The following is a 12,425-nucleotide window of genomic DNA, read 5'->3' as shown; positions in this document are numbered from 1 at the left end:
AGGGCCCTCACACCGCAGTAACGTGCGATGTGAGGGCCCTTTCGTTATGAAAGCGGCGGCCCGTTGCCTCTTACGTGGCGGACGCGTGCGCTCTACTCTGATCACGCATCGTTGGTTACTCGCCAGTTAAACAAGCCGAACAAGCAGGTTGCGCAGCAGGACAGCAGCAGTCGTCGCAGTATCAAAGAAGCCGGTCGTAGCAATGCCGCAGGCCCGGAGGACGTCGTGAGCGACACACAGACCTTGATCGATAACCGGCCGCCCTCCGTGGCGGCCCTCTTCATCGACCGCGTGGCGGCGACCCCGGACGGGGAGGCCTACCGCTACCCGGTTCCATCGGCCTCGGGCGAGGGTCCCGACGACTGGAAGTCGCTTACCTGGGGCCAGGCCGCCGAGCGGGTCCACGCGATCGCCGCGGGCCTGATCGCGCTCGGCGTGCGGCCGGAGGAGCGGGTCGCTCTCTCCTCCGCCACCCGGGTCGAGTGGATCCTCATCGACCTCGGCGTGATGTGCGCGGGCGCCGCGACCACCACGGTCTACCCCTCGACGAACGCTGAGGAGTCCGCGTTCATCCTGGCCGACTCCGAAAGCCGCATCCTCATCGCCGAGGACGCCGAGCAGCTGGCCAAGGCCCGTGAGCGCCGCGCCGAGCTGCCCGACCTCGCCCATGTCGTCGTCATCGACCCGGCCGGTGTGGAGCCCGCCGAGGGTGACCCCGAGGGCTGGATCATCACCCTCGCCGACCTGGAGGCGCAGGGCAAGGAGCTCCTCGCCAAGACCCCGGACGCGGTCACCGAGCGGGTCTCCGCCATCACGGCCGACCAGCTCGCCACCCTCATCTACACCTCCGGCACCACCGGCCGCCCCAAGGGCGTACGGCTGCCGCACGACAACTGGTCGTACATGGCCAAGGCCACCGTGGCGACCGGCCTGATCACCGCCGAGGACGTGCAGTACCTCTGGCTGCCGCTCGCCCACGTCTTCGGCAAGGTCCTCACCTCGGGCCAGATCGAGGTCGGCCACGTCACCGCGATCGACGGACGCATCGACAAGATCATCGAGAACCTGCCGGTCGTCCAGCCGACCTACATGGCGGCCGTGCCCCGGATCTTCGAGAAGGTCTACAACGGGGTCGCCTCCAAGGCCCGCGCGGGCGGCGGCGCCAAGTACAAGATCTTCCAGTGGGCGGCCGGGGTGGGCCGCGAGTACGCCAAGGTCTCCCAGGACAACTACCGCCGCACCGGCAAGGCCTCCGTCCCCTTCGCGCTCGGCGCCAAGCACAAGGTCGCCGACAAGCTGGTCTTCTCCAAGATCCGCGACGCCTTCGGCGGCCGGCTGCGGGCCTGCATCTCCGGCTCCGCCGCCCTCGCCCCCGACATCGGCTACTTCTTCGCGGGTGCCGGGGTGCACATCCTGGAGGGCTACGGCCTCACCGAGACCAGCGCCGCCTCCTTCGTGAACCCGGGCGAGGCCTACCGCACCGGCACCGTCGGCAAGCCGCTCCCCGGCACCGAGGTGCGTATCGCGGACGACGGCGAGATCCTGCTGCGCGGCCCCGGCGTCATGCAGGGCTACCACAAGCTGCCCGACAAGACCGAAGAGGTCCTGGAGTCGGACGGCTGGATCCACACCGGTGACATCGGCGAGCTGTCGGCCGACGGCTACCTGCGCATCACCGACCGCAAGAAGGACCTGATCAAGACGTCGGGCGGCAAGTACGTCGCCCCGGCCGAGGTCGAGGGCCAGTTCAAGGCGGTCTGCCCGTTCGTCTCCAACATCCTGGTGCACGGCGCGGACCGTAACTTCTGCACCGCGCTCATCGCCCTCGACGGCCCCACCATCCTGAGCTGGGCCGCCGAGAACGGCCTGGAGGGCAGGGAGTACGCGGACGTCGTCGCCGCCCCGCAGACCGTGGAGCTGATCGACGGGTACGTGCAGCGCCTCAACGAGGGGCTCCAGCGCTGGCAGACCATCAAGAAGTTCCGGCTCCTGCCGCGCGACCTGGACGTGGAGCACGGCGAACTCACCCCGAGCCTCAAGCTGAAGCGGCCGGTCGTGGAGCGGGAGTACCAGGGGCTGATCGACGAGATGTACGCGGGATCGCGCGAGGCGTAGCGCGGGCCGACGCCGTCCCCGAGGGGTCGGCGCACGCGGGCGGGGCGGCCGGACCCCCAGGTGCCCGGCCGCCTGTGCCCGGCCATGCGTGTCCTGCCGTAGGACGTGCGCCGCCGTAGTACGTACCCTGTCGTGTCCGAGCGCGCTAGCTTCCTGCGACGCCGCGATCGGGTGCGCTCATGTCCCCCGTCGCGGGAGTGCCGTCGGCGAGCCCGTAGCGCAGGTACACCGTGCCCTTCGGGCCGGCTGCCGGAGGCGCGAGGAGCGTGAGGTTGGTGGGCACCGCGCCCCCGTCGAACACCTTCTTCCCGACGCCGAGCACGATGGGGTGCAGCCAGAGGTCGAGGCGGTCGAAGAGGTGCTCGCGCAGGAGGGTCTGCACGAGGTTCAGGCTGCCGACGACCTTGACGTGTTCGTGCCGGTCACAGATCTCGCGCACCGAGGCGGCCAGGTCCGGGCCGAGCCGCGTCGACCCGGCCCATGAGAGGTCGGGCCTGCCGCGGGAGGCCACGTACTTCGGGATGCCGTTGAAGAGGGTGGCGATCTCGTCGTCCTCGCCGCCCTCCTGGTGCGGCCAGTGGGCGGCGAAGATGTCGTACGTCCGCCGGCCGAGCAGGAGGGCGTCCGTGCCCTCGTACGCGTCACCGACCTGCGCCCCGGTGACCTGGTCCAGCAGAGGCGCCTGCCAGCCGCCGAACGGGAACCCCGCCGGGTCCTCGTCGGGTCCGCCGGGCGCCTGCCCGACGAGGTCGAGGGTCGCGAACAGCTCGATGTGGATGAGGCCCATGGCTTGCTCCTGATGAGTCGGTCGTCTCTTCAGGTGTAGACCCGTGCACGGCCGTAGGCTCATCGCCGCGACGGAGCCCGGTTTCCGTACCCGCCCGCCGTGCATGTCCCGTTCTGTTTCCCGAAGCCTTGTGTTCGAACCTGCTCGATTTTCTGCCCACTTCGGTAACTCGGCGCTTATGGGCGCGTCCGGTCTGTCACTCTGTCGGAGTCGTCGGACCCGTAGGAGCCGCACCGTGGCACCCATCCCCTTGCAGCGGGACACCGTGCAGCGCCCCGGCACCACCCGTGCCGGGGACGCGCACGGCCCGCGCCTGGCCAGCCGTACCAGCCTGCCCGGAATACCCCTCGCCCCGTCCGCCGCCCGCCGGTTCGTGCGGGCCGCGCTCGCGGAGTGGACCGGGCTCGGGGTGCCCGCCGCCGTGGGCTTCAGCGACCGGCTCGCCGACGACGCGGTGACCGTCACCAACGAGCTGGTCACCAACGCCGTCGTGCACGCCGGGACCACGGTCGACCTGGTCCTCCGGCTGGAGGAGGAGGGCGGCGACGAACCCTCGGCCGCCCTCGTCCTGGAGGTCACCGACCACCACCCGGCCCGCCCCGTAGGTGCCGACGAACCGGGCGCCGCCGGCAGCGGAGGCCGTACGGAGACCGAGCCCACGGTCACGGAGACCTCCGCAGGTACGGTCACGGAGCCTCCCACCCCCGCAGGTACGGTCACAGAGACCCCCGCCGCTCCGGCGACGCAACCCCCCGCCGGTACGGCCGCGCAGCCCTCCGGCCACGCTCCCACCGAGACCCCCACCGAGGCCCCCGCGCCCACCGCCCTCCCCGACCCCGCCGAGTACGGCCGGGGTCTCCAGCTCGTCGCCACCCTCGCCGAGTCCTGGGGTATCACCTACCGCACCGGCCTCAAGACCGTCTGGGCCCGCCTCCCCGTCGACGACTGGAGCGGCCCGCCCGCCCCGCCCGACCACGACGCCCTCCGGCGCAGTCTGCGCGCCGCCGAGATCCTCGCCCCGGCCGCCCGGCGCACCGAGCGCGACGACGCGGTCTGGGACGGCCGGGGCGCCCCCGCCTTCCTCGCCGAGGCGTCCGACCTGCTCGCCGGGCAGCTCGACGAGGACCTGGTGGCCGCCATAGCCGGCCAGCTGCTGGTGCCGCGCCTCGCCGACTGGTGCGCGATCTGGCTGGAGGCCGAGAGCGGGGGACCGGGGGCCGAGCCCCGGCTCGCCCGGGTCTGGCACAGCGACGAGACCGGTACGGAGCCCCTGCGCACCGTCCTGGAGCGGGAGCCCCTCCGCCTCCCGCCCGGTGCCGGCTCCGGGCCGGTGTCCGTGCCCCTGCCCTGGCCGGCCCCACCCGCCGACGGGGCTCCGCAGCCCGGCGGCCGCGACGGCGCCGCGCTCGCCTTCCGGATCACGGCGGCCGGCCGCGCGCTCGGGACCGTCCTCGTGGGCCGGGAAGGCGTCGCCCAGGTGCCCGAGGCCGTCGCCTCGCTCATCGAGGACTTCGTACGCCGACTCGGCCTCGCCGTCGGCGCCGCCCGCGCCTACACCCGGCAGGCCACCATCAGCCGGATCCTCCAGCGCGGCCTGCTCCCCAGCAAGGTCGCGGAGATCCCCGGCGTCACCAGCGCCCTCGTATACGAACCGAGCGACGACGGCGTGGTCGGAGGTGACTTCTACGACATCTTCCCCTGCCCCGGCGACCGCTGGTGCTTCGTCCTCGGCGACGTCCAGGGCTCAGGCCCCGAGGCCGCCGTCGTCACCGGCCTCGCCCGCCCCTGGCTCCGGCTGCTCTCCCGGGAGGGCTTCGGCGTCGGGGAGGTCCTGGACCGGCTCAACCGGCTGCTCCTCGACGATGCCATGGAGGCCGCCGAGGCGGCCGCCCTGATGGTCGCCGCCGCCGGGGGCCAGCAGCTCCACGACGGCTCGCAGTCGCGCTTCCTCTCCCTGCTGTACGGGGAGGTCGTGCCGCTTGCCGGCGGGGGTGTCCGCTGCACGGTGGCCAGCGCCGGGCACCCGCTGCCCCTGCTGCTGCGCCCCGACGGCTCCGTACGCCCGGCGGCCGATCCGCAGGTGCTGCTCGGGGTCGTCGAGGACGTGGCGTACGAGAGCCAGGTCTTCGATCTCGCGCCGGGGGACACCCTGCTCTGCGTCACCGACGGGGTGACCGAGCGGCGGTCCGGGCCGCTGATGTTCGACGACGGGGACGGGCTGGCCCGGGTGCTGGCCGGGTGCGCCGGGCTGCCCGCCGAGGCGACGGCCGAGCGGATCAGACGGGCGGTCCACGAGTTCGCCGAGCAGCCCCCGGACGACGACGTGGCGCTGCTGGTCCTGCACGCGGACTGAGGCACGTCCGCGAAGAGCCGCCCGGTCGGGGAGACCTCCGGGGCGAGCGACAATGGTCGGTATGCCTTCCGTACTGCCCGATGGTGAGCCCGTGCCCGACGACGGGGCGCTGCCCCGCCACGCCCTGGAAGGCGCAGCCGACCGCCCGCTCGGCTTCTACCTGCACGTCCCGTACTGCGCCACCCGCTGCGGCTACTGCGACTTCAACACCTACACCGCCACCGAGCTGCGCGGCTCCGGCGGCGCCCTCGCCTCCCGCGACAACTACGCCGCCCACCTGATCGAGGAGGTCCGCCAGGCCCGCAAGGTCCTCGGCGACGACCCGCGCCCGGTCCGCACGGTCTTCGTCGGCGGCGGCACGCCCACGCTCCTGCCCGCAGCCGATCTCGTACGGATGCTGGCATCGATCAAGGAGGAGTTCGGGCTCGCGGAGGACGCGGAGATCACCACCGAGGCGAACCCGGAGTCCGTCGACCCGGCCTACCTCTCCGCCCTGCGCGAGGGCGGCTTCAACCGGGTCTCCTTCGGCATGCAGAGCGCCAAGCAGCACGTCCTGAAGATCCTGGACCGCACCCACACCCCCGGCCGCCCCGAGGCCTGCGTCGCCGAGGCGCGGGCGGCGGGCTTCGACCACGTCAACCTGGACCTGATCTACGGCACGCCCGGCGAGTCCGACGACGACTGGCGGGCCACCCTCGACGCGGCGATCGGCGCGGGCCCCGACCACATCTCCGCGTACGCGCTGATCGTCGAGGAGGGCACCCAGCTCGCCCGCCGCATCCGGCGCGGCGAGATCCCGATGACCGACGAAGACGCGCACGCCGACCGCTATCTGATCGCGGACGAGGCCTTCGCCGCCGCCGGTTTCGAGTGGTACGAGGTCTCCAACTGGGCCACCACCGAAGCCGGCCGCTGCCTCCACAACGAGCTGTACTGGCGCGGCGCCGACTGGTGGGGCGCTGGCCCCGGCGCCCACAGCCACGTCGGCGGGGTCCGCTGGTGGAACGTCAAGCACCCGGGCGCGTACGCCCAGGCACTCTCCGAGGGGCGCTCACCGGGCGCGGGCCGGGAGATCCTGGCCGAGGAGGACCGCCGGGTGGAGCGCATCCTGCTGGAGCTCCGGCTCCGCGAGGGCTGCCCGCTCACCCTCCTGAAACCCGACGGCCTCGCCGCCTCCCGCCGCGCGCTGACCGACGGGCTCCTCGAACCGCTTCCGTACGAGGAGGGCCGCGCGGTCCTCACCCTGCGGGGGCGGCTCCTGGCCGACGCGGTGGTGCGGGACCTGGTGGACTGAACCGCTGGGCCGCGCCTGGGATCAGTCCGGGACGGCGGTCACGAAGTCGATCAGCTCTTCGACCCTCCCCAGCAGCTGCGGCTCCAGGTCCTTGTAGCTGTGCACCTTGGACAGGATGTGCTGCCAGGCCGCCCCGGTGTTCTCCGGCCAGCCCAGCGCCCGGCACACCCCCGTCTTCCAGTCCTGGCCGCGCGGCACCACCGGCCACGCCCCGATCCCCACCGACGACGGCTTCACGGCCTCCCACACGTCGATGTACGGGTGGCCCACCACCAGCACATGCGGGTCCGAGACCTGCGCCGCGAGCCGGGACTCCTTGGAGCCGGCCACCAGGTGGTCCACCAGCACCCCGAGCCGGGCGTCCGGCCCCGGGGAGAACTCGCCCACGATGGCCGGGAGGTCGTCGATGCCCTCCAGGTACTCCACCACCACGCCCTCGATGCGCAGGTCGTCGCCCCAGACCCGCTCCACCAGCTCGGCGTCGTGCCGGCCCTCCACATAGATCCGCCCCGCCCGCGCCACCCGGGCCCGCGCGCCGGGCACCGCCACCGAGCCGGAGGCCGTACGGGAGGGGCGCACCGGACCTCCGGGCCCCGGGCGCACCAGCGTGACCACCTTGCCCTCCAGCAGGAAGGCGCGGGGCTCCATCGGGAAGACCCGGTGCTTGCCGAAGCGGTCCTCCAGGGTCACCGTCGGGCCCTGGGCCGTCTTCTCGCAGCGGATCACCGCCCCGCAGAAGCCGGTGGCGACCTCCTCCACGACCAGATCGGGTTCGGCGGGGACCTCGGGCACGGGGGCGGACCTCTTCCACGGCGGGGTCAGGTCCGGCTGGTAGCTGCGCATGCGCAGACGATAATCCTCACCCCGCCCCGAACCGCTCCGCCAGTGCCGCCCGCTGGGCCCGGAGGAACGCCGCGTCCACCACCGCCCCGTGCCCCGGTACGTACACCGCGTCCTCGCCACCCAGCTCCAGGAGCCGGTCCAGGGCGGCGGGCCAGCGGGAGGGGATCGCGTCCCGGCCCGCCTGCGGTTCGCCCGACTCCTCCACCAGGTCCCCGCAGAGCACCACCGGAGGCTCGCCCTCGACGCCCGGGACCAGCACCGCGAGGTCGTGGCCGCTGTGCCCCGGGCCCACGTTGGCCAGCAGCACCTGGCGGCCGCCGCCCAGGTCGAGGGTCCACTCGCCGGTCACCTCGTGGTGCGGCACCACCAGCGTGTCCACCGCCCGGTGCGCCTCCTCCTCCGCGAGGCCGTGGCGTACGGCCGACCCGGTCAGCTCGTCCGCCGAGCGCCGCAGCAGGGCGCCGATGCCCACCGCCCCGTACACCTGCGCCCCGGCGAACGCCGCCGCCCCCAGCACATGGTCGAAGTGCGGGTGGCTCAGTGCGACATGCGTCACCCTCCGGCCGAGCAGCGCCTCGGCCTGCCTCCGCAGCTCCACGCCCTCGCGCAGGGTCGACCCGGTGTCGTACAGCAGCACCCCGTCGCTCCCGGCCACCAGCGCGGCGGTGGCGTCCCAGCCCGGCAGGCGGCGCCGCCCGATACCGTGGCCCAACCGCTCCCAGTCGAAGTCTTCCCAAGAGACGTCCATGGGACGACGCTATCGGGGCCACCCGCACGGTCCGGCGGCGGCGTGGCCGGTCGCCCTTGCCCAGGCCCCACCCCACCCCCGTACACTGACCGGTGGGTAGCTGGCACTCATACGCACCGAGTGCCAGACGGAGACCGGACGTCAGACACCGGAGAACGACAGCTGGAGGTGTGCGCCATGCTCAGCGAACGCAGACTCGAAGTGCTGCGCGCCATCGTCCAGGACTACGTCGGCACCGAGGAGCCCGTCGGCTCCAAGGCGCTCACGGAGCGGCACCAGCTGGGCGTCTCCCCGGCCACCGTCCGCAACGACATGGCGGTGCTGGAGGACGAGGGCTTCATCGCCCAGCCGCACACGAGCGCGGGACGCATCCCCACCGACAAGGGGTACCGCCTCTTCGTCGACAAGCTCGCCGGCGTCAAGCCGCTCTCCTCGCCCGAGCGCCGGGCCATCCAGAACTTCCTCGACGGCGCGGTCGACCTCGACGACGTGGTCGGCCGGACCGTGCGGCTGCTCGCGCAGCTGACCCGGCAGGTCGCGGTCGTGCAGTACCCCTCGCTGACCCGTTCCACGGTCCGGCACGTGGAGCTGCTCTCGCTCGCCCCCGCCCGGCTGATGCTGGTCCTGATCACGGACACCGGCCGGGTCGAACAGCGTATGATCGACTGCCCCGCGCCCTTCGGCGAGGCATCGCTCGCGGATCTGCGGGCCCGGCTCAACAGCCGGGTCGTCGGACGCCGCTTCGCGGATGTCCCGCGGCTGGTGCGGGAGCTGCCGGAATCCTTCGACAGCGAGGACCGGGGAACGGTTTCCACGGTCCTTTCCACCCTCCTCGAAACCCTGGTCGAGGAGACGGAGGAGCGGCTGATGATCGGCGGCACCTCCAACCTCACCCGCTTCGGGCACGACTTCCCTGTGATGATCCGGCCGGTGCTGGAAGCACTGGAGGAGCAGGTCGTCCTGCTGAAGCTGCTCGGTGAGGCCACGGACTCAGCCATGACCGTGCGGATCGGGCACGAGAACGCCCACGAGGGCCTCACGTCCACGTCCGTCGTCGCGGTCGGCTACGGTTCGGGCGACGAGGCAGTCGCCAAACTCGGCGTGGTCGGACCGACCCGCATGGACTACCCCGGAACGATGGGAGCGGTACGCGCAGTGGCACGTTACGTCGGACAGATCCTGGCGGAGTCGTAAGTGGCCACGGACTACTACGCCGTACTCGGCGTACGCCGCGACGCATCTCAGGACGAGATCAAGAAGGCATTCCGTCGGCTCGCACGCGAGCTGCACCCGGATGTCAATCCCGATCCGAAGACCCAGGAGCGGTTCAAGGAGATCAACGCCGCTTACGAGGTGCTCTCGGACCCGCAGAAGAAGCAGGTCTACGACCTCGGCGGCGACCCGCTCTCCGCCAACGGGGGCGGCGGCGCGGGCGGTTTCGGAGCCGGCGGTTTCGGCAACTTCTCCGACATCATGGACGCGTTCTTCGGAACGGCCTCGCAGCGCGGGCCCCGCTCGCGCACCCGGCGCGGCCAGGACGCCATGATCCGCCTGGAGATCGACCTCGCCGAGGCGGCCTTCGGCACCACCAAGGACATCCAGGTCGACACGGCGGTCGTCTGCAACACGTGCAGCGGCGAGGGCGCGGCCCCCGGCACCTCCGCCCAGACCTGTGACATGTGCCGCGGCCGTGGTGAGGTCTCGCAGGTCACCCGGTCCTTCCTGGGCCAGGTCATGACCTCGCGGCCCTGCCCGCAGTGCCAGGGCTTCGGTACGGTCGTGCCGACGCCGTGCCCGGAGTGCGCCGGTGACGGCCGCATCCGCTCGCGCCGCACGCTCACGGTCAAGATCCCGGCGGGCGTCGACAACGGCACCCGCATCCAGCTCGCCGGTGAGGGCGAGGTCGGCCCCGGCGGCGGCCCGCCCGGGGACCTGTACGTCGAGATCCACGAGCTGCCGCACTCCGTCTTCCAGCGGCGCGGCGACGATCTGCACTGCACGGTCACCATCCCGATGACCGCGGCCGCCCTCGGCACGAAGTGCCCGCTGGAGACCCTGGACGGCGTCGAGGAGATCGACATCCGGCCCGGCACCCAGTCCGGCCAGTCCGTCCCCCTGCACGGGCGGGGCATCACCCACCTGCGCGGCGGCGGCCGGGGCGACCTCATCGTGCACGTCGAGGTCATGACCCCCTCCAAACTCGACGCGGAGCAGGAGCGGCTCCTGCGGGAGCTCTCCAAGCTGCGCGGCGAAGAGCGGCCCCTGGGCCAGTTTCAGCCAGGTCAGCAGGGCCTCTTCTCCCGGCTGAAGGACGCTTTCAACGGCCGTTGAACCGTTTTCCGCCTTTCACCGCACCGCCCACCGGTTACCCGCCGGTGGGCGGTGCGGCGTTCTGTGGGAGATCCGGTCACACCGGGCGCTGGCTGATTCGGCCCTGTGCGGCGAACGTGGCACGATGCGGTCATGTCCTCCGCGTTGACCGATCTCTGCCGGTATCCGATCGTGCAGGCCCCCATGGCGGGCGGCGCTTCCGGACCTCAGCTCGCCGCGGCCGTCGCCGAGGCGGGCGGGCTCGGGTTCCTCGCCGCCGGGTACAAGACGGCGGACGGCATGTACAACGAGATCAAACAGCTGCGCCGGCTCACCGGCGGCCCGTTCGGCGTCAACCTCTTCATGCCGCAGCCCGCGCTCGGCGACCCCAGCGCCGTCGAGGTCTACCGCCACCAACTGGCCGGTGAGGCCACCTGGTACGAGACCCCGCTCGGCGACCCCGACAGCAGCGGCGACGACGGGTACGAGGCGAAGGTCGCCATCCTGCTGGAGGACCCCGTCCCGGTGGTCTCCTTCACCTTCGGCTGCCCCACCCGCGACACCCTGGACGCCTTCGCCAAGGCGGGGACGTACACCATCGTGACCGTCACCTCCGCCGAGGAGGCCCAGGCGGCGCAGTGGGCGGGCGCCGACGCCGTCTGCGCTCAGGGCGTCGAGGCGGGCGGCCACCAGTCCACCCACCGCGACGACCCGCAGGCCGACCACACCGGCACCGGGCTGCTCACCCTCGTCACCCAGGTCCGCGAGACCGTGCAGATCCCCATCGTCGCCACCGGCGGCCTGATGCGCGGCTCCCAGATCGCCGCCGTCCTCGCGGCCGGTGCGGACGCCGCCCAGCTCGGCACCGCCTTCCTGATCTGCCCCGAGTCCGGCGCCCACCTGCTGCACAAGCAGGCCCTGACCAACCCGCTCTTCGTCCGCACCGAGCTGACCCGCGCCTTCTCCGGCCGCCCCGCGCGCGGCCTGGTCAACCGGTTCATCCGCGAACACGGCCCGTACGCCCCCGCCGCCTACCCCCAGGTCCACTACCTGACCACCGGGCTGCGTCAGGCCGCCGCCAAGGCCGGGGATGCCCAGGGCATGGCCCTGTGGGCCGGGCAGGGCCACCGGATGGCCCGCGAACTGCCGGTCGGCGAGCTGATCGAGCTGCTCGCCGACGAACTGGAGGCCGCCCGCGCGGCCCTGAGCACGAGGAGCACCCGGTGACCGCACCGGTCTTCGTCGTCGAACGGATGCCCACCGGACCGGAGTTCGTCCTCGACGGCCCCGAAGGGCGGCACGCCGTCTCGGTGAAGCGGCTGGAGCCCGGCGAGGCCGTCGTCCTCACCGACGGGCTCGGCCACTGGGCGGAGGGCGTGGTCCGGGCCGCCGAGGGCAAGGACCGGCTGACGGTCTCCGGCGTCGAAAGCATCCACGAGGAGCCGGAGCCCACGCCCCGCATCACCGTCGTCCAGGCGCTCCCCAAGGGCGACCGGGGCGAACTCGCCGTCGAGACCATGACCGAGACCGGCGTCGACGCGATCGTGCCGTGGCAGGCCGCCCGCTGCATCACCCAGTGGAAGGGCGAGCGCGGGGCCAAGGCCCTGACGAAGTGGCGCAGTACGGCCCGCGAGGCGGGCAAGCAGTCCCGCCGTGTCCGCTTCCCCGAGGTGGCCGAGGCCCTGACGACCAAGCAGGTCGCCGCGCTGCTGGCCGGTGCCGACTTCGCCGGGGTCCTGCACGAGGACCGCGACCACGACAGCACCCCCCTCGCCACCGCCGAACTCCCCGCCACCGGCACGATCGTGCTCGTCGTCGGCCCCGAGGGCGGCGTCTCCCCGCAGGAGCTGGCCGCCTTCGCCGAGGCGGGCGCCCGCCCCTACCGGCTGGGCCGCAGTGTGCTCCGTACGTCGACGGCGGGGACGGCCGCGACCGCGCTGCTGCTCGGACGCACCGGCCGCTGGGGCTGAACGGC

General features: G+C 72.7%; 10 protein-coding genes. 7 read left to right on the top strand and 3 right to left on the bottom strand.

Going from position 1 to position 12,425, the window contains the following annotated elements; translation table 11 throughout:
- The first annotated feature begins 225 nt into the window (after positions 1–225).
- Positions 226–2,115: an AMP-dependent synthetase/ligase gene (locus D6270_RS09965; protein ID WP_109165741.1), complete on the top strand. Its 1,890-nt coding sequence runs from the start codon at positions 226–228 to the stop codon at positions 2,113–2,115.
- Positions 2,116–2,260: 145 nt separating this feature from the next.
- Here D6270_RS09965 and D6270_RS09960 read toward each other — a convergent pair whose 3' ends face one another.
- The gene (locus D6270_RS09960) at positions 2,261–2,902 is read right to left on the bottom strand and encodes a dihydrofolate reductase family protein (RefSeq protein WP_109165742.1); all 642 of its coding nucleotides are present in this window, start codon (positions 2,900–2,902) and stop codon (positions 2,261–2,263) included.
- A gap of 235 nt (positions 2,903–3,137) precedes the next feature.
- On the opposite strand from D6270_RS09960, the gene D6270_RS09945 reads away from it, so the two are divergent.
- Positions 3,138–5,255 (top strand): ATP-binding SpoIIE family protein phosphatase, encoded by a 2,118-nt coding sequence (locus tag D6270_RS09945; protein WP_225976815.1) that lies wholly within the window; start codon positions 3,138–3,140, stop codon positions 5,253–5,255.
- Between the two features lie 52 nt (positions 5,256–5,307).
- The gene (gene hemW, locus D6270_RS09940; RefSeq protein WP_109165743.1) at positions 5,308–6,549 is read left to right on the top strand and encodes a radical SAM family heme chaperone HemW; all 1,242 of its coding nucleotides are present in this window, start codon (positions 5,308–5,310) and stop codon (positions 6,547–6,549) included.
- Positions 6,550–6,570: 21 nt separating this feature from the next.
- Here hemW and D6270_RS09935 read toward each other — a convergent pair whose 3' ends face one another.
- Together D6270_RS09935 and D6270_RS09930 are read right to left on the bottom strand one after the other, a co-directional pair.
- The gene (locus D6270_RS09935) at positions 6,571–7,392 is read right to left on the bottom strand and encodes a DUF3097 domain-containing protein (RefSeq protein ID WP_109165744.1); all 822 of its coding nucleotides are present in this window, start codon (positions 7,390–7,392) and stop codon (positions 6,571–6,573) included.
- Between the two features lie 16 nt (positions 7,393–7,408).
- The gene (locus D6270_RS09930) at positions 7,409–8,140 is read right to left on the bottom strand and encodes an MBL fold metallo-hydrolase (RefSeq protein ID WP_109165745.1); all 732 of its coding nucleotides are present in this window, start codon (positions 8,138–8,140) and stop codon (positions 7,409–7,411) included.
- A 177-nt stretch (positions 8,141–8,317) separates the two neighbouring features.
- On the opposite strand from D6270_RS09930, the gene hrcA reads away from it, so the two are divergent.
- The 4 genes from hrcA (at position 8,318) to D6270_RS09910 (ending at position 12,420) form a co-directional block, all read left to right on the top strand.
- Positions 8,318–9,334 (top strand): heat-inducible transcriptional repressor HrcA, encoded by a 1,017-nt coding sequence (hrcA, locus tag D6270_RS09925; RefSeq protein ID WP_030563440.1) that lies wholly within the window; start codon positions 8,318–8,320, stop codon positions 9,332–9,334.
- Positions 9,335–10,471 (top strand): molecular chaperone DnaJ, encoded by a 1,137-nt coding sequence (gene dnaJ, locus D6270_RS09920; RefSeq protein ID WP_109165746.1) that lies wholly within the window; start codon positions 9,335–9,337, stop codon positions 10,469–10,471.
- A gap of 132 nt (positions 10,472–10,603) precedes the next feature.
- Positions 10,604–11,677 carry a nitronate monooxygenase gene (locus D6270_RS09915; protein WP_109165747.1) on the top strand — a complete coding sequence of 358 codons (1,074 nt, stop codon included), beginning with the start codon at positions 10,604–10,606 and terminating at the stop codon, positions 11,675–11,677.
- The gene (locus tag D6270_RS09910) at positions 11,674–12,420 is read left to right on the top strand and encodes a 16S rRNA (uracil(1498)-N(3))-methyltransferase (RefSeq protein ID WP_109165748.1); all 747 of its coding nucleotides are present in this window, start codon (positions 11,674–11,676) and stop codon (positions 12,418–12,420) included. Before D6270_RS09915 ends, D6270_RS09910 begins: the two co-directional genes overlap by 4 nt.
- Positions 12,421–12,425: the final 5 nt, after the last annotated feature.

The sequence above is a fragment of the Streptomyces griseus subsp. griseus genome (assembly GCF_003610995.1).
Lineage (GTDB): Bacteria > Actinomycetota > Actinomycetes > Streptomycetales > Streptomycetaceae > Streptomyces.
Note: the sequence above shows the minus strand (reverse complement) of the source record. Positions and strands in the feature narration are given on the sequence as shown.